Origin of the sequence: Shinella sp. JR1-6, assembly GCF_004284735.1 — a bacterium.
GTDB lineage: Bacteria > Pseudomonadota > Alphaproteobacteria > Rhizobiales > Rhizobiaceae > Shinella.
Genome location: NZ_SHMI01000031.1, coordinates 30,227 through 52,107, shown reverse-complemented (window position 1 = coordinate 52,107; position 21,881 = coordinate 30,227). Strand labels below are relative to the sequence as shown.

The 21,881-nt window shown below is 64.9% G+C and carries 27 protein-coding genes and 1 pseudogene; 14 read left to right on the top strand and 14 right to left on the bottom strand.

Features of this window, described 5'->3' with window-relative positions:
• From EXZ48_RS29845 to EXZ48_RS29840, 3 genes and pseudogenes are all read right to left on the bottom strand, one after another.
• Positions 1-209: pseudogene (locus EXZ48_RS29845) on the bottom strand (IS630 family transposase); the annotation flags it as partial.
• A 66-nt stretch (positions 210-275) separates the two neighbouring features.
• Positions 276-401 (bottom strand): hypothetical protein, encoded by a 126-nt coding sequence (locus EXZ48_RS35840; protein ID WP_256370931.1) that lies wholly within the window; start codon positions 399-401, stop codon positions 276-278.
• A 6-nt stretch (positions 402-407) separates the two neighbouring features.
• The gene (locus EXZ48_RS29840) at positions 408-1,064 is read right to left on the bottom strand and encodes a recombinase family protein (protein WP_165909466.1); all 657 of its coding nucleotides are present in this window, start codon (positions 1,062-1,064) and stop codon (positions 408-410) included.
• A gap of 257 nt (positions 1,065-1,321) precedes the next feature.
• Between EXZ48_RS29840 and EXZ48_RS29835 the strand changes: the two genes are divergently transcribed.
• The 6 genes from EXZ48_RS29835 to EXZ48_RS29810 all read left to right on the top strand — a co-directional run bounded on the left by EXZ48_RS29835 (position 1,322) and on the right by EXZ48_RS29810 (position 5,498).
• Entirely contained in the window at positions 1,322-2,497 is a 1,176-nt protein-coding gene (locus EXZ48_RS29835; RefSeq protein WP_371687684.1) for a cell wall hydrolase, read from the top strand.
• Positions 2,498-2,757: 260 nt separating this feature from the next.
• Positions 2,758-3,153, top strand: coding sequence for an AtpZ/AtpI family protein (locus EXZ48_RS29830; RefSeq protein ID WP_023512461.1), 396 nt, complete (start codon positions 2,758-2,760; stop codon positions 3,151-3,153).
• Positions 3,154-3,214: 61 nt separating this feature from the next.
• Positions 3,215-3,967: a F0F1 ATP synthase subunit A gene (locus tag EXZ48_RS29825; RefSeq protein WP_024270187.1), complete on the top strand. Its 753-nt coding sequence runs from the start codon at positions 3,215-3,217 to the stop codon at positions 3,965-3,967.
• Between the two features lie 66 nt (positions 3,968-4,033).
• Positions 4,034-4,261, top strand: coding sequence for a F0F1 ATP synthase subunit C (locus EXZ48_RS29820; RefSeq protein ID WP_024270186.1), 228 nt, complete (start codon positions 4,034-4,036; stop codon positions 4,259-4,261).
• 87 nt (positions 4,262-4,348) lie between these two features.
• Positions 4,349-5,002, top strand: coding sequence for a F0F1 ATP synthase subunit B (locus EXZ48_RS29815; protein ID WP_023517408.1), 654 nt, complete (start codon positions 4,349-4,351; stop codon positions 5,000-5,002).
• A 10-nt stretch (positions 5,003-5,012) separates the two neighbouring features.
• Positions 5,013-5,498 (top strand): F0F1 ATP synthase subunit B, encoded by a 486-nt coding sequence (locus EXZ48_RS29810; RefSeq protein ID WP_023517407.1) that lies wholly within the window; start codon positions 5,013-5,015, stop codon positions 5,496-5,498.
• A 77-nt stretch (positions 5,499-5,575) separates the two neighbouring features.
• On the opposite strand, the gene EXZ48_RS29805 is transcribed toward EXZ48_RS29810, so the two are convergent.
• Positions 5,576-6,460 (bottom strand): DMT family transporter, encoded by an 885-nt coding sequence (locus tag EXZ48_RS29805; protein WP_130520544.1) that lies wholly within the window; start codon positions 6,458-6,460, stop codon positions 5,576-5,578.
• Positions 6,461-6,538: 78 nt separating this feature from the next.
• Here EXZ48_RS29805 and EXZ48_RS29800 point away from each other — a divergent pair, with 78 nt between their 5' ends.
• Complete coding sequence (locus EXZ48_RS29800) at positions 6,539-7,225, top strand: YafY family protein (protein WP_130520542.1); 687 nt, start codon at positions 6,539-6,541, stop codon at positions 7,223-7,225.
• A 34-nt stretch (positions 7,226-7,259) separates the two neighbouring features.
• On the opposite strand, the gene EXZ48_RS29795 is transcribed toward EXZ48_RS29800, so the two are convergent.
• From EXZ48_RS29795 to EXZ48_RS29775, 5 genes are all read right to left on the bottom strand, one after another.
• Positions 7,260-7,883: an ATP-dependent Clp protease proteolytic subunit gene (locus tag EXZ48_RS29795; protein WP_130520540.1), complete on the bottom strand. Its 624-nt coding sequence runs from the start codon at positions 7,881-7,883 to the stop codon at positions 7,260-7,262.
• A 43-nt stretch (positions 7,884-7,926) separates the two neighbouring features.
• A complete protein-coding gene (locus tag EXZ48_RS29790; RefSeq protein WP_130520538.1) occupies positions 7,927-8,286 on the bottom strand; it encodes an SRPBCC domain-containing protein in 360 nt (119 codons plus the stop codon).
• Positions 8,283-8,597 carry a helix-turn-helix transcriptional regulator gene (locus EXZ48_RS29785; RefSeq protein WP_023516710.1) on the bottom strand — a complete coding sequence of 105 codons (315 nt, stop codon included), beginning with the start codon at positions 8,595-8,597 and terminating at the stop codon, positions 8,283-8,285. The genes EXZ48_RS29790 and EXZ48_RS29785 overlap by 4 nt, the downstream gene beginning before the upstream one ends.
• Before the next feature lie 77 nt (positions 8,598-8,674).
• The gene (locus EXZ48_RS29780) at positions 8,675-9,343 is read right to left on the bottom strand and encodes a ribonuclease HII (RefSeq protein ID WP_130520536.1); all 669 of its coding nucleotides are present in this window, start codon (positions 9,341-9,343) and stop codon (positions 8,675-8,677) included.
• 237 nt (positions 9,344-9,580) lie between these two features.
• Positions 9,581-10,738: a PA0069 family radical SAM protein gene (locus tag EXZ48_RS29775; RefSeq protein ID WP_037405793.1), complete on the bottom strand. Its 1,158-nt coding sequence runs from the start codon at positions 10,736-10,738 to the stop codon at positions 9,581-9,583.
• Between the two features lie 171 nt (positions 10,739-10,909).
• Here EXZ48_RS29775 and EXZ48_RS29770 point away from each other — a divergent pair, with 171 nt between their 5' ends.
• Positions 10,910-11,440 (top strand): glycosyl transferase, encoded by a 531-nt coding sequence (locus EXZ48_RS29770; protein ID WP_130520534.1) that lies wholly within the window; start codon positions 10,910-10,912, stop codon positions 11,438-11,440.
• Between the two features lie 36 nt (positions 11,441-11,476).
• On the opposite strand, the gene EXZ48_RS29765 is transcribed toward EXZ48_RS29770, so the two are convergent.
• From EXZ48_RS29765 to EXZ48_RS29745, 5 genes are all read right to left on the bottom strand, one after another.
• A complete protein-coding gene (locus EXZ48_RS29765) occupies positions 11,477-12,469 on the bottom strand; it encodes a calcium-binding protein (RefSeq protein WP_130520531.1) in 993 nt (330 codons plus the stop codon).
• A gap of 77 nt (positions 12,470-12,546) precedes the next feature.
• A complete protein-coding gene (gene moaB / locus EXZ48_RS29760; protein WP_130520529.1) occupies positions 12,547-13,095 on the bottom strand; it encodes a molybdenum cofactor biosynthesis protein B in 549 nt (182 codons plus the stop codon).
• Positions 13,082-13,993, bottom strand: a complete 912-nt coding sequence (locus EXZ48_RS29755; RefSeq protein ID WP_130520526.1) for a 4-(cytidine 5'-diphospho)-2-C-methyl-D-erythritol kinase — start codon at positions 13,991-13,993, stop codon at positions 13,082-13,084. The genes moaB and EXZ48_RS29755 overlap by 14 nt, the downstream gene beginning before the upstream one ends.
• 6 nt (positions 13,994-13,999) lie before the next feature.
• Positions 14,000-15,841, bottom strand: a complete 1,842-nt coding sequence (locus tag EXZ48_RS29750; protein ID WP_130520524.1) for a tetratricopeptide repeat protein — start codon at positions 15,839-15,841, stop codon at positions 14,000-14,002.
• 310 nt (positions 15,842-16,151) lie between these two features.
• Complete coding sequence (locus EXZ48_RS29745; protein WP_130520522.1) at positions 16,152-17,168, bottom strand: polyprenyl synthetase family protein; 1,017 nt, start codon at positions 17,166-17,168, stop codon at positions 16,152-16,154.
• 108 nt (positions 17,169-17,276) lie between these two features.
• Here EXZ48_RS29745 and EXZ48_RS29740 point away from each other — a divergent pair, with 108 nt between their 5' ends.
• The 6 genes from EXZ48_RS29740 (at position 17,277) to EXZ48_RS29720 (ending at position 21,868) form a co-directional block, all read left to right on the top strand.
• Entirely contained in the window at positions 17,277-17,498 is a 222-nt protein-coding gene (locus tag EXZ48_RS29740) for a DUF2007 domain-containing protein (RefSeq protein WP_130520520.1), read from the top strand.
• Entirely contained in the window at positions 17,495-18,301 is an 807-nt protein-coding gene (locus tag EXZ48_RS35315) for a tRNA1(Val) (adenine(37)-N6)-methyltransferase (protein WP_245462393.1), read from the top strand. The genes EXZ48_RS29740 and EXZ48_RS35315 overlap by 4 nt, the downstream gene beginning before the upstream one ends.
• Before the next feature lie 78 nt (positions 18,302-18,379).
• Complete coding sequence (locus EXZ48_RS35310) at positions 18,380-19,255, top strand: S49 family peptidase (protein ID WP_207900538.1); 876 nt, start codon at positions 18,380-18,382, stop codon at positions 19,253-19,255.
• Between the two features lie 27 nt (positions 19,256-19,282).
• Entirely contained in the window at positions 19,283-19,474 is a 192-nt protein-coding gene (locus EXZ48_RS29730; RefSeq protein ID WP_023515125.1) for a hypothetical protein, read from the top strand.
• A 268-nt stretch (positions 19,475-19,742) separates the two neighbouring features.
• Complete coding sequence (locus EXZ48_RS29725) at positions 19,743-20,813, top strand: dTDP-glucose 4,6-dehydratase (RefSeq protein ID WP_165909465.1); 1,071 nt, start codon at positions 19,743-19,745, stop codon at positions 20,811-20,813.
• 92 nt (positions 20,814-20,905) lie between these two features.
• Positions 20,906-21,868 (top strand): glycine--tRNA ligase subunit alpha, encoded by a 963-nt coding sequence (locus tag EXZ48_RS29720; RefSeq protein WP_037405784.1) that lies wholly within the window; start codon positions 20,906-20,908, stop codon positions 21,866-21,868.
• Positions 21,869-21,881: the final 13 nt, after the last annotated feature.

Below are 21,881 nucleotides of genomic sequence, written 5' to 3'. Positions count from 1 at the left end.
GGACCGCGCTCATTGAAGCGCACGACCCAGTCACGAACGATCTGTACCGTCACGCCGCCGATCTCGGATGCATACTGCCTGGACCCGCCGTCATAGATCGAAGCCAGAGCCAGAAGCCGGCGAACTTGCGCGGCGTCCCTGGCTTTCTTCGCAAGCCGTCTCAACGTCGAGCCGTCATAGTCCATCCGCAACGATATTGCTCTCGTCATGCCGAACCTCCGTTCGGCACAGGGAGTCAGAAATTCGATGATTTGGGAACCCTCCACGAGTCGCCGTCAGCGCTCGTTGGTATAAGCGGCGTGGTTGTCGAGAATGCGGCCAACGCCGGTTTGGTGCCAGCCAGTGCTTTTCTCGCGATACGTCGGCAACTTGAGCCGATTGAGTTCCTTGGTGATCGTCATCTGACCTCAACCGTCTTTCGCCAAGGAGAAGATTTTACGGATCGTGTCGGCATGTTCGTTTAGCTCATATTGGGTTACGCCGTCCCTATCCTTGTGTTGGCTGATCCACGCGGGAATGTTCGTCGTGAATTTGGCCTTTCCTTCTAGGGCAAGAGCGCGGCGTTTTTGAACGGCCGATTTCGAGAGGTTCGACTTGCGTTGACTTTCTCCGTGGGCACGAGCCTGAATTGAGATGATGCGGACCAACTCGGTCCAGTCTTCGCGAAGGCTTTCGGCCGAATACACATTGTTGTCATCGAGCGTGACCACGTTCACGCCGCTTGTGAGAATTGAGGTCAATATGACCTGTGCGTCTATCGGATGCTGACGAGACAGGCGGTCGAGAGATTCGACCAGCAGGACCGAACCGCGAGAAACCTGTCCGGATGATACCATGTCGAGAAAGCGGCCCAACGCTCCCTTATATACGTTGGCTCCGCTCCAGCCTGATCGGCCTATGTCCTCAAGCGTCTCGTCAAGTTTTAGGTCGTGCCGTGCAGCATACGCTTCAGACAACGCGATCTGACGTCCCGGGCCATCGCCTAACGCCTGCTTGCTAGAACTGATGCGTATATAAGAGTAGGCGACAGTACCGTCAGCAAACTTCATTTCGTAGTCTTCCATTAAACCTGCATTAACCACGCGGCTCATATGGTTAATGCAGACAGGGTTAGTGATGAGGTGTTAATCCGGCGCTAATGCGTACAAAGCGCATAAGCAGCAAGGTTAATGCTTCATTTTACCCTGACAACGAGCCGCTTCGGGCCCGTGCTTCGGCGCGGCAGGGCTCCCATACAGTCAGTTTCGGGCAGGAGACACGCCACAGACAGGGGCGGCGCGCCTGCGCATGCGTGCGGAGTAAAAAGTTGCGTAAGCGTAGCATTCGTCATGCAGGGGCAGGCCGTTTCCTCGCCTATCTGAAGCGGGAATGGAAAATTCCCCTGGCCGTCGGCCTCGGCCTCGTCGCCACCTTTCCGACGCCCATCGCCCATACGGACCTTGCCACCTATCTCGCCGGCCTCAACCGCAAGGGCGGCAACCAGACCATGGTGCTCACCCGTTCGCCCGCCGGTTCCGTCCATGAGATCGAGATCGACTTTGCCGATGCCATGACGACGGGCGGTGTCGAAAGCGGTGCCGGCGTCGAGCTTCCGGGCGGCGTGACGGCGGCGCTGCGCAGCGAGCACAAGGGTGCGGGCGGCATTCCCGACGAGGATCGCGTCAACCGCCGCGACAAGAAGGGCCGCATCATCGCCGTCCTGCCTGTCCTGCCGCCGAAGGGGTTCGCCGCCGGCTCCATCCTCGAGCGCACCAGTTTCCTGTTGTCCCCGGCCTTTGACAGCGGCCAGCGCATGGCGTTCGACAAGCCCAGGATCAAGGGCAAGGAAATCGAGATCGCCACCGCCTTCTATAAAAAGGAGCCCGTGCGCAAGGACCCCGGCGTCTCGCCGATGATCGCGAGCCTCGTCACCAACGACAAGGCCGACGTTCTCGCGACTGCCTATGCCCGCGTCGAGCCGGATTATGCCCGGGAATCGCCCTTCGATTCGATTCTCAAGCCGAAGAAGGAACTCGGCCGCTTCGTGCCCGATATCTCGCCGGACGACCACGCCTGGGCCGCCACCCCGCTGCCGGCGGAAGTCTTCACCGCCAAGGAGCAGAAATGCCTGGCCGAGGGCATCTATTTCGAGGCGCGCGGCGAGGAGCTGAAGGGCCAGGCCGCCGTCGCGCAGGTCATCCTCAACCGCGTGCGCAATCCTGCCTATCCGAACACGATCTGCGGCGTCGTCTACCAGAACGAAAACTGGCACAACCGCTGCCAGTTCTCCTTCGCCTGCGACCGCATTCCCGACCTGATCCTCTCGCCCTGGCACTGGAAGACCGCCAAGGAGATCGCCATGGCGGTCACCGCGGGAAAGATCTGGTTTGATGACGTGGGCTCTTCCACCCACTACCACGCGACCTATGTGAAGCCGCCGTGGGGCCGCACGATGAAGCGGGTGGCCAAGATCGGCAAGCACATCTTCTACCGCACCTATGGCGGCGGCTGGAGCTGAGGGCGGCGTGTGGTGAGTCCGTGCCACAGCCTTCGCGATTCCCGGGGCGATCGGTCACACCTGATGTGCGATTCCGGCTAATCCATTGATTTTCCTCAAAATATTTGCTGTTGCGCAAAGCTTCGCCATGCCTTGACTATACTGGCACCTAAAACTATGTTGCGGCCGACTTCGAAAGGGGTCGGATATGGCTTGAATCCTAGCCTGCAATATGTCCGCAATGGGGCGAAAGCCCCGCGGAAGGGTATGAGGAACGCGCCATGGCCGACGATCAAAAGACAAGTCTGGAAGACCGGCTGAAGCGCCTGGACGCGGAACTCGCGGAACGGCGCAAGGATGACGGGGCGGAAGCAGCCGCCGAGGCACGGGCATCGGAGAGCCGCAAGGGCTATGCGGTGGCCATGAAGCTCTCGAGCGAGTTCGTCGCTGCCGTCATCGTCGGGGCGCTTCTGGGCTATCTTTTGGACCATTTTGCGGGTACAGGGCCGTGGGGGATGATCGTACTCCTGCTCCTCGGTTTCTGTGCCGGCGTTCTGAACGTCATGCGCGCGGCTGGCATGGTGGCAGCGCCCCATCCGGTCGACAGGCTGGCGGGGCGAGAGCCCGGCAAGGCCGGCAGCGGACGGGACGAGAAAGACACGAAGGACGGCGCCTGACGGCGTTGTCCCATTCACGGGTGACTTCCGCTGCAAGGCGGGCAAGCGAGAGAGATACACGGTGGCAAACGATCCGACCCATCAGTTCCTGGTCAACAAGATTGTTCCGATCGAAATCGGCGGTATCGATTTCTCGTTCACCAACGCTTCGCTGTTCATGGTCGCCACCGTCGCGGCCGCTGTGGGCTTCCTCTATTTCACGACCGGTCAGCGCGGCCTCGTTCCGAGCCGCATGCAGTCCGTCTCGGAAATGTCCTACGAGTTCATCGCCTCGATGCTCCGCGAAGGGGCGGGCAGCCACGGGATGAAGTTCTTCCCGCTGGTCTTCTCGCTTTTCATGTTCGTGCTGACGGCGAACCTGCTCGGCATGGTTCCCTACTTCTTCACGGTCACCAGCCAGATCATCGTCACCTTCGCCCTTGCCATCCTGGTCATCGGCACCGTGGTGGTTTACGGCTTTTACAAGCATGGCTTCGGCTTCCTGAAGCTCTTCGTGCCGTCGGGCGTTCCCGGCGCGCTGCTGCCGCTGGTCGTCTCGATCGAGGTTATCTCGTTCCTCTCGCGTCCGATCAGCCTCTCGATCCGTCTCTTCGCCAACATGCTGGCGGGTCACATCACGCTGAAGGTCTTCGCCGGCTTCGTCACCTCGCTCGGCGCGCTCGGCGCCGTCGGTGTCGCCGGTGCGATCCTGCCTCTTCTCATGACCGTCGCCCTGACCGGTCTCGAATTCCTCGTGTCGTTCCTGCAGGCCTACGTCTTCGCAGTTCTGACATGCATGTACCTCAACGATGCCGTGCATCCGGGTGGTCACTAAGGAAACAGTCGTCGGCGCCTTCGGGCGTCGCTCATAAGCCGCAACAACCCATTCAAGGAGTTCAACATGGAAGCGGAAGCAGCAAAGTTCATCGGCGCAGGTCTTGCCACGTTCGGTCTCGCCGGCACGGCTCTCGGCCTCGGCAACATCTTCGGCAACTACCTGGCCGGCGCTCTTCGCAATCCGTCTGCTGCTGACAGCCAGTTCGGCCGTCTCGTATTCGGCTTCGCCGTTACGGAAGCTCTGGGCATCTTCTCGCTGCTCATCGCTCTCCTCCTCCTCTTCGCCGTCTGATATCGGCCGAGGACTGGACCATGGCCTTCGGGCCGTGGTCCATCGTACGTTCCGTACAAGATCTGAGAGTGCCCCCTGGAGGTGAGCATGTCCGTGACCCCGGCATCGGCCGAGTCCGCCCCTTTCGAAATCGCCCAGGTGGAAACCCCTGCGACGTCGCATGAGACCCCTGCGGATGCGCATGCGGCTCAGCCGGCAGGCGAAGTCAACACCGAAACGGGTGTTGCCCATGGTGAAGAAGCCGGTTCCGGCGTTTTCCCGCCTTTCGACCAGACCACGTTCGCATCGCAGCTCCTGTGGCTGGCGATTACCTTTGGTCTGTTCTACCTTCTCATGTCGAAGGTCGTCATTCCGCGCATCGGCTCGATCCTCGAGACGCGTCATGACCGTATCGCGCAGGATCTCGACGAGGCCTCGCGCCTGAAGGCGGAAGCCGACGCCGCGATTGCTTCCTACGAGCAGGACCTTGCCAGCGCCCGCACCAAGGGCAACGCGATCGCCTCGACCGCCCGCGAAGAAGCCAAGGCCAAGGCCGACGCCGAGCGCGCCAAGATCGAAGCCTCGCTGCAGGAAAAGATTGCCGGTGCCGAGACCCGTATCGCCGAGATCAAGGCCAAGGCCCTCGCCGATGTCGGCTCGATCGCCGAGGACACCACGGCAGCCCTCGTCGAGCAGCTGCTCGGTGCTAAGGCCACCAAAGCCGAGATCGCTTCCGCCGTGAAGACGGCAGCGGGCGAATAAGGAGGACATCATGGCATTCGACGCAACATTTTATGCCTTTGTCGGCCTCCTTCTGTTCCTTGCCCTCATCGCCTACCTCAAGGTTCCCGGCATGATGGCAAAGGGTCTCGACGCCCGCGCCGAGAAGATCCAGAACGAGCTGGCGGAAGCCAAGCGTCTTCGCGAGGAGGCCCAGCACCTGCTCGCCGAATACCAGCGCAAGCGTAAGGATGCCGAGGCGGAAGCCGCAAGCATCGTTGCCGCCGCTGAACGCGAGGCAAGCGCCCTGACGGCCGACGCCAAGCAGAAGACCGAGGAATACGTAGCCCGTCGCACGACGCTGTCCGAGCAGAAGATCCGCCAGGCCGAAGCCGACGCGATCAATGCCGTGCGCGCCGCCGCCGTCGACCTCGCCGTCGCCGCTGCCGAAAAGGTGATCGCCGCCAAGGCTGATGCCACGACCGGCAAGGCGCTCTTCGACAACGCCATCAGCGAAGTCAAGACCCGCCTCAACTGAGGTTGCCGGACGACCAACTTCAAAAAAGAGGCCGGAGCGATCCGGCCTTTTTCTTTGCCTGAAGACCCCGGCGGATATCATTGCGCCGCTATGACGGCGCGTCTCTGGCGCCGCGACTTCGCCAGCACATCCAGCACCACCGCCCCCATGACCAGCCCGCCGCCGATGAAGGTCGCCGGCAGCGGGCGTTCCCCGAAGGCAAGCCACACCCAGAGCGGGGCGAGCGGATTTTCCATGCTGCCGATGAGGGCCGAGCGGGTGGCCGAGATCAACCGCGTTCCGATTGTCATCAGCAAAAGGCCAAGGCCGAACTGTACGGTGCCGAAGAGCACGAGATCCGGCATGTCCGCCAGGGGAACCTGCAACGGCCGGGAGAAGGGTAGGGCGATGGCCGCGCAGAGAAACGCCGAGAGCGCGGCGGCCGGCAGCATGGAGACATGCCGGTTCTGGCGGATGATCACCATCATCGCCGCATAGGCGAGGGCCATCACCGTTGCGAAGACATAACCCAGGCGATGGCCGCCGGAGGCGCCCGGATCGACGATGATGACCACGCCGATCAGCGCGACGATGCTGGCGCCCCATGTCGTCCAGTCCTCCCGCTCGCCGGTGGCAAGCAGGGCGAGAATGGCGGTCATGAACGGGATCGCCGCATGGATCGTCATGACATCGGCGACCGGCGCGAGGCGCAGGGCATTGATGAAGCAGATCGTCGCAAGGGTGGAGAGCATCGTCACCCACAGGCCGGGCAGGCCCATGGCGCGGATGGCGGCCCACCCCTCGTGCCGATGGCGCCAGGCGAGGAAGGCGGCGATGAAGAGCCCGCCGAAAAGGCCGCGCCAGAACAGGATCGTCCAGACGTCGAATGTGATCAGCCGGGTAAAGTAGCCCGACAGGCTGTAGGCCACCGCCGATCCGACGATCAGGACCGTGCCCAGCCAGGTGTTTTGTTCGTCGCGCATAGCGCCCTCCCTTGTCTCGGGATGTCTATAGGCCCATGCTGCTGACAGCGTTTTGTCAGTGGTGTTCGGGAGTTTCGCATGCGCCGCGCCGATCGCCTGTTCGACATCATCCAGACGCTGCGCGGCCGCGCCAAGCCGATGACGGCGGCGGCGCTGGCGGAGCGGCTGGAGGTGACGGCCCGCACCATCTATCGCGACATAGCCACCCTTCAGGCCTGGCGCGTGCCGATCGAGGGCGCGCCGGGGCTCGGTTATGTGCTGCGCAAGGGGTTCGACCTGCCACCGCTGATGTTCACGATGGAGGAGGTGGAGGCCATCTCCATCGGCGCGCACCTCGTCCACCGCATTCGGGATCCCAAGTTGCAGGATGCGGCGGAAAGCGTGCTGAGCAAGCTCCAGCACGCCATTCCGGCGGAACTCTGTGCGCAGTTGCAGGCCCCGCGCTTTCTGGTCTCCGAAGGCGACACCGTGCGCCCCGAGGGCATCGCTCTGCTCGACGTGCGCAACGCCATTCGTGCCTGCCGGAAGATCCGCATCACCTATCGCGACGAACAGGATCGCCGCACGCAGCGGACGATCTGGCCGATCGCCACGGTCTATTATGTCGATGTCACGCTGATTGCGGCCTGGTGCGAATTGCGCGGAGACTTCCGGCATTTCCGGGCCGAACGCATCGTCAGGTCCACGCTGCTCGAGGCGACGTTTGCCGTGGACAGCCGTCAGATCATGGCGGAGTGGATGGCAAAACGGGCCATGTCGTCGTGAGACGGGTGGCGCCGATCGATCGCCGAAGCGCCGCCTACGGACCGGCGTGCTGTATCTCGAGAACGTCACGCTCGGTGAGGATGCGATCGATCAGGCCCCAGTCCAGCGCCTCCTCGGCCGTCATGAACCGGTCGCGATCCATGGCCTGTTCGAATTCCTCGTAGCTGCGCCCGCAATGGCGGGCATAAAGCCGCGTCATGCGCTGCTTGGTCTTCAGGATCTCCTCGGCATGGATGAGCATGTCGGAAGCCTGACCCTGGAAGCCGCCGGAGGGCTGGTGGACGAGGATGCTGGCATTGGGCAGGGCGGCCCGCATGCCGGGGGTGCCGGCCATCAGCAGGAACGAGCCCATCGAGCGGGCCGTGCCCATGCAGAGCGTGTGAACGGGCGCGCGGATGTAGCGCATGGTGTCGTACATCGCAAAGCCGCTGGTCACCATGCCGCCGGGCGAATTGATGTAGAGCTGGATCGGTTTCTGCGGGTTCTCGGCCTCTAGGAACAGCAACTGTGCACAGACGAGTGCGGACACGGTGTCGTTCACCTCGCCGTTGAGGAAGATGATCCGCTCGCGCAGAAGGCGGGAATAGATGTCGAAGGAGCGTTCTCCCCGGCTGGACTGTTCGACGACCATAGGGACGAGTTGCATCGTTTCGCGCATGGGCGAACTCCTGTCTTCCGGATTGTTTCGGGGAGGGGGTAGGTCAGGCGGCGCGCATCAGCGTGCGCCCGTTGTCGTTGCCATTGTCGTGGAGGGGGCGCGGCGCGGCGCGCGCGTCCGCAAGGCCGTGGACGATCCGGAGCGTGGTGCCGCCCTGTTCATTCGGGCGCAGCTGGAACGCCACGACGCTTTCGAGATGGGGCGGTTCCCGGTCCCGCATCCTGAAGCGGATTTCCTCGCCGGGCGCCGCCAGGATCGGCTCGGCATCGGCAAGCGCGCCGTCGGGCAGCCACCGCTCGCGGAAGGCCGGAATGCTGATCGCCCGCCACACTTTTTCGGTCGGTGCGTCGAGGTCGTATTCGAGCACGAGATCCGTTGCCTGCCCGGCCTGCCTGTCGCTCATTGGTCCATGTCCTTCAGCAAATCCTTGAGGGCGTCGATCCGTGCCGGCCAGTAGGCCCGGTACCTCGCGAGCCATCCGGCGATGAGCGCAAGCCCGTCCGGATCGACCTCGTAGTTGATGAAACGCCCCTGCCGTTCCTCGCGCACCAGCCCTGCATTGCGCAGCGCCGCCAGATGCTGGGACATGGCGGGTTGGCTGATCTCCATGCCCTCGCGCAGGGCGCTGGCATTCATGGCGCCGTCCGCCAGCTTCTCGAAGATCGTGCGGCGCGTAGGATCGGCAAGGGCCTTGAATATCTCGTTCTCGATCATGAGAATGAGATAAGCATAGACTTATTTGATTTGCAATGGCCCTTCATGCCGGCAGGAGCGGCCGGTCTTCGCCGGGTTCAGTCCTGGCGGAGCGGGCGGAAGCTCATGCGGTGCAGCCGGCAGGGGCCGATCGCGGTGATGGCCTTGCGGTGCACCTCGGTGGCATAGCCGGCATGGATGGCAAAGCCGTAGCCGGGATAGGTGTCCTCGGCGCGTGCCATCATGCGGTCGCGCATCACCTTGGCGATGATGGAGGCGGCGGCGATGGAGAGCGAGCGGGCATCGCCCTTGACGACGGCGCGGCCCTCGCAGGCAAGGCCCGGCGGCACGTCGCGGCCATCGGCAAGCACGAGTTTCGGCACAACCTCCAGGCCGGCCACGGCGCGGCGCATGGCGTCGAGGCTCGCCTTGCGGATGTCGCTGGTATCGATGTGGCGCGATGAGCTGGAGGCGACGGAGACGAAGGCTGACTGCAGGATCAGCGTGAAGAGCGCCTCGCGCCTTGCGGCATTGAGCTGCTTGGAATCGTTGAGCCCAGCGGGAATGTTGTCCGGGTCGAGCACCACGGCAGCGGCGACGACGGGGCCTGCCAAAGGCCCGCGGCCGGCCTCGTCCGTGCCGGCCACCGGCCAGATCCCGCGCTTGCGGGCGGCGATTTCCATCTGGAAATCCGGCCCTTCGGGCAGGTCGAAAAGAAGGCGGGAATCGGAGGATGCGGTACGGGACATGCGGCGAACCTCGCACATCCATCCGATTCCCTGCAAGTCCTCCGGCAGGAGGCGGACGCCGGAGGAGCGCCGGTGTGCCCCGGGGAAAGGCAGACCGGAAGAAGAGGCCGGGCGCGGACGCCCGGCGGGATTTCGTTTTGCAGTCCGTCCGCCTCGGGCCGAACCGGATCTCCCCGCGCTGTCAGTCCCTTCGGGAGGGCGGCGCGATTTGCCCTGCCAAACGCTTTGGGGAACGCGGGCGGAAAACTTTCTGCCTCACAGCAGCGAGAGCTGCACGCCGCTGCCCGAGGGCGGCACGAACTGGTCGCAGGCAAGGCTGCGGCGGGTGCGGGTCAACTCCAGCCGCTTGGCCGCCATTTCGAAACGGCGGGCGATCTGCCAGGCATAGGGACCGGCGCCCTTCATGCGCTTGCCGAACTCGGCGTCGTAGTCCTTGCCGCCGCGCATGGAGCGCACCAGCGACATGACATGGCGGTAGCGGTCCGGGTAGTGGCGCAGCAGCCAGTCGCGGAAGAGGGGGCTCACCTCCAGCGGCAGGCGGAGCAGCACATAGCTCGCCTCCAGCGCCCCGGCGGCCTTGCCCGAATCGAGCACCCGCTCGATCTCATGGTCGTTGAGGCCGGGAATGATCGGCGCCATCATGATGGCGACGGGAATACCGGCCTCCGAAAGCGTGCGGATGGCCTCCAGCCGGCGCGGCGGCGTTGCGGCGCGCGGCTCCATGGTGCGGGCGAGCTTGCGGTCGAGCGTGGTGACGGATAGCCCGACCCAGGCAAGGCCGCGTGCCGCCATGCGCGAGAGGATGTCGATGTCGCGCAGCACGAGCGCCGACTTGGTGACGATCGAGACCGGATGATTGGCGGCATCCAGCACTTCGAGGATCTGCCGCATGATGCGCCATTCCTTCTCGATCGGCTGGTACGGATCGGTGTTGGTGCCGATCGCGATGACGCGCGGCTTATAGCCGGGCTTGGAAAGCTCCCGTTCCAGCAGCTTCGGCGCATCCGGCTTGGCAAACAGCCGCGCCTCGAAATCGAGGCCGGCGGACAGACCCATGAAGGCATGGGTCGGCCGTGCGAAGCAGTAGATGCAGCCGTGTTCGCAGCCGCGATAGGGGTTGATCGACCGGTCGAAGGGGATGTCGGGCGATTCGTTGCGTGTGATGATGGTGCGTGGCTTCTCCACCTGCACCTCGGTGCGGAAGGGCGGCAGCTCCTCCAGCGTCTGCCAGCCGTCGTCGAAGGTCTCCCGCGTCATCGGCTCGAAGCGGCCGGTGAAATTGAGACCCGCACCCCGGCCGCGCCGGCGCTCGCTCTCGACGCGCATGCCCGTCTCGGCCATCAGCGCTTCGGCAACGTCTTTCGCATGGCCGGGCGCAAGGGCGCCCTGCCTGAGGCTGGCCAGATCGTTCATGGGTGTCTCCGCCGGGGACAGGCCCCGATTCAATGACTATATTCCTATCGCGCGAACGAGAACAATGCAAGAACAAATTTCAGGGTGCCGCTAACCATGCTGCCTAACCATGCAGGAAACATCACGGAAGCCTGCGGTGGAAATCGATGCTGCAATGCGGTATGGGAGGACATGCTGACCATCATCATGGAATGCCGGGACAATGAGGCCGAGCTTGCGCAGACGCTGTCGGCGCTGGTTTCCGGCGCCGTCGAGGGGGTCGTTCGCGACGTGATCGTGCTCGATCACGGCTCGCGCGACGGTTCCTCTGAGGTGGCGGACGCCGCGGGTTGCCGCTTCCTGACAAGCTGGGACATGAAGGACGTGGTGGGCTCCGCCCGTGGCGACTGGCTGCTGCTGCTGGAGCCGGGTGCCCGGCCGATGTCGGGCTGGGTGGACGCCGTCGTCGACCATGTGGCGGTCAACCGCAATCCGGCGCAGTTCCTGGGCTCGCGCAGCCATCGCCGGCCGTTCTTCCAGCGCCTTGCGCGCCGCCGCGCGCCGCTGGAGCAGGGGTATCTCGTCAGCAAGCGCCAGGCCTCGGCCGCCGTGCGCACCGGCATGACGCTCGCCGACATCGCCACGGGCGCCGGCGTTCGCCGCCTCGCCGTGGAACTGGTGCCGGCCTGGGTCGCAAAGGCCATGCGGGCGGAGATCGGTTGAGCAACCCCGGCTGACGGCGGCCGTGCCGTGCCTTTCTCAGAGCAGGAAATCACTGCGGAAGACGCTGCCGACGCCGGAAAGCTCGATTTCGAAATCGGCCGCGCCGTCGCCATTGGTGTCGCCGGCAACGATCCCGCCGGAAAAGCGCAGCTCTCCGGCCGTTCCGGAAAAGCTGTTCCCCCCGATGAAATCGAAGGCCTGGTTGCCGCCGCGGCCGGCATCGGCATCGATGTCGCGCAGGTCGATGCGGTCGCCTTCGCCGCTGTTGAAATCGAGGATGACGTCGCGTCGCGCGCCGGACGCCGTATCGAGCACGCCGTTGAAGTCGAACCGGTCGGCACCGCTGTCGCCTTGCAGCAGGTCCCGGCCTCGGCCGCCGACGAGCACGTCGTTGCCGCCGCGCCCGGCAATCTCGTCGTCGCCACCAAGCCCCCTCAGGACGTTTCCGACGCTGGAGCCGGCGATGGCGTCCGCGACGCCCGTGCCGGCGGCATTCTCGATGCTGATGAGGCGTTCGAAGCGATTGGCGCCGGTCTGCGCCAGGCCTGCGCCGAGATCGATGGCGACGCCGGAACCGCCGAGCACGGTGTCGTCGTCGCGCGCGATGTAGCTGATCGAATCGGTGCCCGAGCCGCCGTGGAAGGTGTTCTGCTGGCCGACGGAGAAGAAACTGTCCTTGCCGCTCTCGCCGAAATAGCTGCTCTTGAAGGTGCTGACGACGATCTTGTCGTTGCCGGAGCCGCCCTTGACGATATCGGCACGCTCGTTGACGAAGGAGCCGAAGCCGGTGCCCACATAGGTGTCGTTGCCGGCGCCGAGCAGGATGACGTTGCCGTCTTCCTTCATGTTGACGACGCTGTCGTTGCCCTTGCCGGCATCGACCTGGTTGCGGCCGCCGAAATCGTCGGTGCGGTTGAGGATGATGGTGTCCGCGCCGCCGCGGGCGAAGATCGTCAGTTCGGTGTTGTTGATGTTGCCGCCCTGGACGATGCGGTCTGCGCCGTTGGTTCCGGTGATCGTGCGTGCCATTTGTCTCTCCTCAGCTCCGTGATGCCGGGAAAGTCATAGGGGTGCGGCGGGAGGCGCGCAGTCCCCCGGGGAACAGGTCAGCCGGGCGTGCGCTTCAGGTGCTCGTCGAGCCGCGGCATGATTTCCACGAAGTTGCAGGGCATGTGGCGATAGTCGAGCTGCGCCTTCAGGATGCCGTCCCAGGCGTCCTTGCAGGCGCCTGGCGAGCCCGGCAGCGCGAAGATGAAGGTGGCGTTGAGAACGCCGCCGGTCGCGCGCGACTGGATCGTCGAGGTGCCGATCTTGTCGTAGGAGATGCGGTGGAAGACTTCTGAAAATCCGTCCATGCGCTTTTCGAACAACGGTTCCAGTGCCTCCGGCGTCACGTCGCGGCCGGTAAAGCCCGTGCCGCCCGTGGTGATGACCACATCCACCGCGTCGTCGCGCGTCCAGGCTTCCACCTTGGCGCGGATCGCGGCCACGTCGTCCGTCACGATGGCGCGGTCGGCAAGGCGGTGCCCGGCCTCGGTGATGCGTGCGACCAGCGTGTCGCCGGAACGGTCCGTGTCGAGCGTGCGCGTGTCGGAGACGGTGAGCACGGCGATGCCGACGGGAATGAAGGGTCTCGTCTCGTCAACATGCGCCATCGTCGGCTCCTTTGCCTTTCGCTTCAAGCGTGCGCGTGGCGGTGAAAAACCAGTGCGGATGCCGACGCGCGAGTGCCGCTGCCGCGCCTCTTGCGGCCGTGTCCGTATCGTATAGCGCAAAGCAGGTCGCGCCGGAACCGGACATGCGCACCAGGCCGGGACCTGTTGTCGCAAGGCTTTCGGAGAGCGCGACGATCTCCGGGCAGAGCGTGCGGGCAGGGGGCTCCAGGTCATTGCGCAGGCCCGCAAGCGCCTCCGCCCAGCCAGCGGCGCCCGCAAGGGCAAGCGGCGGGTTGTTCCGCGAGGCGAGTGCCTTGAAGACGGCAGGCGTCGAAACGCCGACGAGCGGATTGGCCAGCACCATGGGAAGGGCCGGCAGGGCGACGGGGGTGATTGCCTCGCCGATGCCGCGCGCGAGCAGCGGACGGTTGGCAAGGCACATCGGCACGTCGGCGCCAAGGCCGAGGGCAAGCGCCTCCAGCGTGTCGCCAGGCAGAACCGCCCGCCACAGCGAGAGGAGGCCGCGCAGCGTCGCGGCCGCGTCCGCCGAGCCGCCGCCGATGCCCGACGCGATGGGCAGGTTCTTCTCGAGATGAATGTGCACGGGCGGGGTCGCCTGGCCTATCGGGGCGAGCGCTGCACGCAGCCGGTCGCGGGCGCGGGTCACGAGGTTGTCGGCGTCGGCCGAAAGCGCTTCGCCAAAACGGCCGGACAGGGTGAAGCGGTCCTCGGCGGCAGGCGCAAGGCCGATGCGGTCGCCGAAGGCGGTGAAGGTCACGAGACTGTCGAGGAGGTGGTAGCCATCCTCGCGCCGGCCGGTGACGGCAAGCGCGAGGTTGATCTTGGCCGGGGCCGGCTCGACCACCGCAAACCCCGACAAGGCGTCGGCGTCAGCCATAGGGCGTCAGGACTTGCGGTCGGCCGCCGTGCCCTCGGGCGAGGGGTTCTGCACCGGCTTTTCGTCCTTGGCTTCGGCGGAGGCCGGCTCGGTCTTCTTCAGCTCCGGCAGGCCGTTCTCGATCTTCAGCTTGATCTTCGGGATTTCCGCCTCTTCCGGCTTCAGGCCGAGTGCGCGGTTCCACTGGAAGGTGGCTTCCAGCTTGCGGCCGACGCGCCAGTAGGCGTCACCCAGATGGTCGTTGATCGTCGGATCGCCGGCCTTCAGTTCCGCCGCCCGCTCCAGCTCCGCCACGGCGTCGGAGAAGCGGTCGAGGCGGTAGTAGGCCCAACCGAGCGAATCGACGATATAGCCGTCATCCGGCTTGATGCTGACGGCCCGTCGGATCATGTCCAGGCCTTCGTCGAGGTTCATGTTCATGTCGACCCAGGAATAGCCGAGATAGTTCAGCACCTGCGGCTGCTCCGGGTTCAGCTCCAGCGCCTTGCGGAAGCTCGGCTCGGCCTTCTCCCATTCCTTCAGGCGCTCATAGGCGATGCCGCGCTGGAAGAAGATGCTCCAGTGGTTGCGCGTCGGAACGGGGCCGATGGCGGTGACAGCGCGATCGTAAAGCGCGGCCATGTCCTTGTAGTCCTTGGCATCCGACAGCACGCTGCCGAGCGCGAGGTAGGAACGAAGGTCCGACGGATCGGCCTCGATCAGTGCCTGAAGGTGCTTCTTCGCCTCGGGAACCTTGCCGGTATCGGCGAGGTTGAGGCCGAGCTGCAGCTCGGAAATGCGCCGCATCGGCGATTTTTCCGGCACGGCGCGGTAATACTCGATCGCCCGCTCCGGCTTCTTCTGGTTCTCGGCCAGCCCGCCGAGCAGCACCAGCATGTCGTCGCTGTCGGGGTCGAGCGCGCGGGCGGCCTGAAGATAGAGCGAGACGATGTCTTCCGCGCCGTCGCGGTTGAGCGCGCCGCCGATGGAGAAGAGCACGGCGGCAGCGCCCTGTGCAGCGTTGCGGACCTGCTGTTCCTGCTTTTCGCCGGCTTCGATGCTCTGGCGCAGCGCCTTCAGCGGCGCATAGCTGGTGATGAAGTTGTCGCCGACCGAGATGGCATCGAGCGCCTTCTGCTTGTTGCCCTCATGAGCCTCGAGACGGGCAAGCGCCATCACGGCGCGGATGAAGGTGTCCGGCGCGGCGCTGGCGCCGTTGCGGTCGAGAATGGCGTCGTTGAGGCGCGCACGCGCCGTCGCCTTGTCGCCGGCCGCGGCGGCCAGCGCCCCGGCATGGTAGTTCTTGAAGATGGCCAGCCAGTCCGGTCCCTCCATGCCGCCGATCAGCTTGATCGCTTCCTTCGACTTGCCGTCGCCGAACTTGGCCCAGGCGAGCAGGAGGTCGTTCATCATGCGGTCGAGGTCGTTCGGTCCCTTGTAGACGAGGATCTTTTCGGCGCTCTTGTATTCGCGCTTGCGGATCGCCTCCATGCCGCGCACCACGGCGGTGATGCGCTCGACGGCCGGGTCGTTGCGCAGCGCGTCGGCCAGCTTGACGCCCTCTTCGAACTCGCCGTTCATCAGCTGCGTCACCATCAGGCGCTGCTTGACGTCCTTGTTGGTGGGGTCGAACTGCAGGGCGATCTTGTAGAGCGCGACGGCGGTTTCGTATTCCTTGTCATAGTCGGCCGTGCGGGCGGCAAGGAAGGCGCCGGAGAACGTATTGACGCTCAAGGGGTCGAACGGCGTTTCCTCTGCGGCCGCGGCTGCGGGCTTTTCCTCCGCGTATGCCGCCAGAGGACCGGTGAACGCTATGCTGGCCGCAAGCGCCACGCCGGAGAAAAGCCGAAGGAAAAGGGAATGCCGCATCAAAATGCCTTTCGCCAGAATCTATGGAGTCCGCCCCGTACGGCATCCTCGCAAGGACGCCTCAACCCTCATATAGGACCTGCCGCGGCAAATTCAGCCACGATGGCGCCCAAATCAGTCACGGACTCATGACGGTAGAGAATGGCTTTTTTGGCGCGGTGCGGCAAGAAAATCCTGCTGGATCGTTTTCGTCTTGCGCGAGATGGAACGGCGCGCTTCGAGCACCGACGTTGCCGCTATGAAAGCGTCACAAGAGGGCGGCCGTCCGCCACGGCCGCCTCTGATGGCAACAGGCCTGCGCGGCCGCCGGTCAGCTCACGCGGGCGATGGAGAAGTCGATGACTTCGAGCAGGGCGTTCTTCCACGGCGAGGCCGGCAGAGGCGCCAGCGCATCGCGGGCGATCATGCCGTAGTGCTGTGCACGGGCGATGGTGTCCGTCAGCCCGCCATAACGGGTGATGAGGCCGAAGGCGCGCTCGAGGTTCGCCTCGTCGCTCTTTCCGCCCTCGATGGCTTCGCGCCAGAAGGTGCGGTCTTCCGCCGTGCCACGCCGCCAGGCGAGGATGACCGGCAGGGTGATCTTGCCCTCGCGGAAATCGTCGCCGGTGTTCTTGCCAAGATCGGCTGCCTTGCCGCCGTAGTCGAGCGCATCGTCGACGAGCTGGAAGGCAAGGCCGAGATTCATGCCGTAGGATTTCAGCGCATTGCGTTCGGCCCGGCTGGTATTGGCGATGATGGGGCCCACTTCCGCGGCCGCGGCGAAGAGCGCCGCCGTCTTGGCGCGGATGACCTGGAGGTAGTCGTCCTCGGTCGTCTCCATGTTCTTGGCGACGGAGAGCTGCAGCACTTCGCCTTCCGCAATCACGGTGGCGGCTGTTGAGAGCACATCAAGCGCCTCCAGCGAACCCACTTCCACCATCATCTTGAAGGCCTGGCCGAGCAGGAAGTCGCCGACGAGCACACTCGCCTGGTTGCCCCAGATCATGCGGGCGGTGGATTTGCCGCGGCGCATGTCGCTCTCGTCCACCACGTCGTCATGCAGCAGCGTCGCCGTGTGCATGAACTCGACGCTGGTCGCGAGCTTGATATGCTGGTCGCTGTCGTAGCCGAACATTGCGGCGGAGGCGAGGGTCAGCATCGGGCGCAGACGCTTGCCGCCGGACGAAATCAGGTGATTGGCGACCTCCGGAATCATCGCGACGTCGGAGCCGGCTTTCGACAGGATGAGCTGGTTCACCCGCTCCATGTCGGCCTTTGTCAGATCGACGAGCGGCTTCACCGATGCCTGTTTGTTTTTGCCTTCTTCAAGCGGTATCACGACGCCCAAATGCCCGGACTCCTGTTCATTTTTGTTGAAAGACAATAGAAAGCGGGGCTTCCTGCGGCAAGAGGCGAATTGTCCCGCCTCCCCAATTATGGCTGGAAAACGACCGGAATGATCGAATTGATCCGCACCAACGACGCCGTCCTGCTCTCCTTCGCGGAAAGCCTGATGAAGGAGGCCGGAATCCATTGCCTGATCGCCGATCAGGCGATGAGCATCCTCGAAGGTTCGCTCGGGATGTTGCCGCGCCGCTTCCTGGTCGAAAGCGACCGGGAGGACGAGGCCCGGCAGATCCTGACGGATGCGGGTCTGGCGGCGGAGCTGCGGGCGTGAGCGAAGCCGACCCGGCGCCGGAAAAACCGGTCACCGAGACCATCGACGCCTTCCATCGTGGCCGCTTCCACGTCGTCCAGCCGAAGGGCATCGGCCATCGTTCCGGCATGGATGCCATGCTGCTCGCCGCGCTGGTGGACGGCGAGGGGCCGACGCGTGTCGCCGATCTCGGTGCGGGGGCGGGGGCTGCCGGCCTTGCCGTTGCCGCCTGCAACGAAAAGGCGGAGGTGCTGCTTGTCGAGCGCTCGCCGCTGATGGCAGGTTTTGCCCGCAAGTCGATAGCGCTTGCGGCAAACGCCGCGTTTTCCGCCCGTGTCGGCGTGCTGGAGGCCGATGTCGGGCTCGCGGGCACGGCGCGTGTGGCGGCGGGCCTTGCCGACGAGGCCTTCGATCAGGTCATCATGAACCCGCCCTTCAACGACCGCATCGGCAGCCGCACGCCGGATGCGCTGAAGGCCGAGGCCCATGCCATGGAGCAGAACCTCTTCGAACGCTGGATCCGGACGGCGGGCGCGATCCTGAAGCCGGGCGGCCAGCTTTCGCTCATCGCCCGGCCGGAATCAATCGCCGATATCGTCGCCGCCTGTGGCCGTCGCTTCGGCGGCATCGAGATCACGGCGCTCCATCCCCGCCCCGGCGAGCCGGCCCTGCGCATCCTCGTCACCGCCATCAAGGGCTCGCGCGCCAGACTGACGCTGCGCATGCCGTTCGTCATGCACGAGCCCGGCCGGCACGCCTTCACCCCCTTCGTCGACGATCTCAACAACGGTCGAACAAGCTATCCACGCCTGTCGAAGCCCTGAATATTCCGTGATTGTCTTGCGTTTTCGCTCGTCGTGCATACATCAGCCGGGCAAACGAACAGGAGACAGGATCGCGCGATGGCCGGATTTTTGAAGACGCTGGTGCCGAAGAGGTTCCGCAAGGAGGGTGTCGCGATCCCGGTCGTCCGGTTGCACGGGGCGATCATGGCGTCGGGCAGCCAGTTCCGGCCGCCGCTCAATCTGGCCACCGCCGCGCCGGCGCTCGAAAAGGCCTTCGCCTACAAGGACGCGCCCGCCGTCGCGATCTCCATCAATTCGCCGGGCGGTTCGCCCGTGCAGTCGCGACTGATCTTCCAGCGCATCCGCGAGCTCGCGGCGGAGAAGAACAAGCGTGTGCTCGTCTTCGTCGAGGACGTGGCGGCCTCCGGCGGCTACATGATCGCGCTCGCTGGCGACGAGATCTATGCCGACCCGACCTCCATCGTTGGTTCGATCGGCGTCGTCTCGGGTGGTTTCGGCTTTCCGGAAATGCTGAAGAAGATCGGCGTCGAGCGCCGCGTCTATACGGCCGGCACGAACAAGGCGATCCTCGATCCGTTCCAGCCCGAGCGTGAAAACGAGATCGAATATCTCAAATCCCTGCAGCTCGAGATCCATCAGGTGTTCATCGACATGGTGAAGGAGCGCCGCGGTGCGAAACTCGCCGACGATCCCGATCTCTTCTCCGGCCTGTTCTGGACCGGTGGCCGCGGCGTGACGCTCGGCCTCGTCGACGGCCTTGCCGACATGCGTTCGGAATTGAAGAAGCGGTATGGCGACAAGACGCGGCTGGAGCTGGTCTCCGCGCCCAAGGGGCTGTTTGGTCGCAAGGCGCCGGGCATCGGGGGGCTTTCATCGGATATGGCGGAGCGTATAGGCTCTGCGGGCGTGGCCGCCGTGGCGGGCCTCGCGGAAGAAAAGGCGCTGTGGGGCCGCTTCGGCCTTTCCGGATAAGGCGCCGGGAAAACGAGGGGAGGGGCGATGGCCCAGATCATCTTTCTGCTGCTGGTCGTCGGCCTTGCCTGGTTCGGCTATCGCAAGTTCGTGGCCGATGCCGAGCGCCTCAGCAAGGCACGCAAGCGTTCCGAGGAGGAGCGCCGCACCGGCGCCAACGGCACGCTCGTCAAGGATCCGGAAACCGGCGAATACCGCCTGCGCCGTGACGACGACTAGGGCTGTGTCAGCCCGGCCTCCAAGCATTTTACACCTTCGGTTCGCGGGCACGTTGAAAAAACCGGTCGCCGCGATACGACTGTGTGCCAGCGCGGGACTGGAGCAGAAGGCCTGCCGTGCGGCTCCGGCACATTAACCACGCTCCGTAAGGTTAACGCGGGATTTATGCTTTTGCGTCTGCCGGCCGGCGTTGCCCCCGCGCGCAGGAAGGCCGATCTAGCGGTCAGGGCCGCCATGAGGGAGGCCCGGCAGTGAACGGAGAATGCGCATGGCCTCGCTCGACCTCGATTGGATTCGCACCATCGTTGTAACGGGCGGTGCCGGCTTCGTCGGCTCGCATATCGTCGATGATCTGCTCGCCCATTGCCCGAATGCGCGCATCCGCGTTCTCGATGCCTTCACCTATGCCGCCGACATGTCGCATCTCGATGCCGCCTTCCGCACCGGCCGCGTGACGCTGCAGGATGGCGATGTCGGCAATCTCGATCTCGTCACCGAAATGCTGAAGGATGCCGACCTCGTCGTGCATGCGGCGGGCGAAAGCCATGTCGAGCGCGCCTTCTCGGTGCCGGAGCGGTTCACGCTGGCCAATGCGCTCGGCACGCAGGTGCTGGTCGAGGCGATGGGGCGCCGCCGCGTGCCGCTGATGATCCATGTCAGCTCCGCCGAGGTCTACGGCGCCGGCAATGGCCAGCCGATGGGCGAGCTTGCGCCGCTCCTGCCGGACAACCCGCACGGCGCCTCCAAGGCCGCCGCCGAAATGCTGATCGCCGGCCTGCGCCGCTCGTTCGATCTCGATATCCGCGTGCTGCGCCCCGTCAACATCGTCGGCACGCGCCAGAACACGGAAAAACTGCTGCCACGCTTCCTCGAACTTGCCGCCGTCGGCCGCCCGCTTCCGGTGCATGGCGACGGCCTGCAGACGCGCGGATTCGTCACCATGGCGGATTTCTGTTCGGCGTTGCGCGCAGTGGTGACGCGCGGGGCGGAGAACGCCACCTACAATGTCGCCGGCGACGATCTTCTCGACATCCTCGCGATCACCCGCCTTGTCCTCGATGCCGTGCAGGACCCGGTTTCCGGCGTCAGCTTCACGGCTGGCCGGCCGGACAATGTCAGCCGTCCGCCGCTCGACACGCGGGCGTTGAAGGCGCTCGGCTGGCAGGCGAAGGGCACGCTGCGCCGCGAGCTGCCCATGCTTGCCGCCTGGTATGGCGCACGCATTCCGGTCGGCCTGCGCCGTCAGGTGCGGCATGTGCCGGATCTCGCCCCGCAGCGCGTGCAGGCCGTCACCCAGGCGGCCGGCTCCGGGCTCTTCCGTTCGCTCGAACGGCATTGATGCATGCGGGGCCGGGGGCCGAAACCCTTGACCCCCAAGGCGCATCGTGGCACCAGTCCGGCACCTTTTTCCAGAATGCCCGGACGAAACCGATGACCCCTGCCGCCCTGCCTGACCACATGAACCCGACGCGCTCCTTCCAGGGGCTGATCCTGACGCTGCACAACTACTGGGCGGACAAGGGCTGCGCGGTGCTTCAGCCCTATGACATGGAAGTGGGCGCCGGCACGTTCCACCCGGCAACGACGCTGCGTGCGCTCGGTCCGCGCCCGTGGCGCGCCGCCTATGTGCAGCCCTCGCGCCGCCCGTCCGACGGGCGTTACGGCGAGAATCCGAACCGCCTGCAGCACTATTACCAGTACCAGGTCATCCTGAAACCGAACCCGTCGAACCTGCAGGAGCTCTATCTCGGCTCGCTGGCCGCCATCGGCCTCGATCCGCTGCTGCACGATGTGCGCTTCGTCGAGGACGACTGGGAAAGCCCGACGCTCGGCGCCTGGGGCCTTGGCTGGGAATGCTGGTGCGACGGCATGGAAGTCTCGCAGTTCACCTATTTCCAGCAGGTCTGCGGCATCGAGTGCTCCCCTGTCGCGGGCGAACTGACCTATGGTCTCGAGCGCCTCGCCATGTATGTTCAGGGCGTCGACAATGTCTACGACCTCAATTTCAACGGCCGAGAGGGCGCTGAAAAGATCACCTATGGCGACGTCTTCCTGCAGGCCGAGCAGGAATATTCCCGCCACAATTTCGAATTCGCCGATACGGCCATGCTGCACCGCCATTTCATCGATGCGGAGAAGGAGTGCCAGGCGCTGCTCGCGGCCGGCGCACCGGGCGATGCGGAAAACCAGCGCCTGCACAAATGCGTGCTGCCGGCCTATGACCAGTGCATCAAGGCCAGCCACGTCTTCAACCTGCTCGATGCGCGCGGCGTGATCTCCGTCACCGAACGCCAGAGCTATATCCTGCGCGTGCGCACGCTGGCAAAGGCCTGCGGCGAGGCCTTCCTGCTGACGGATGCCGGCGGCGTGAACTGGACGAAGGACGCGGCCTGAGCCTGTTTTCCGC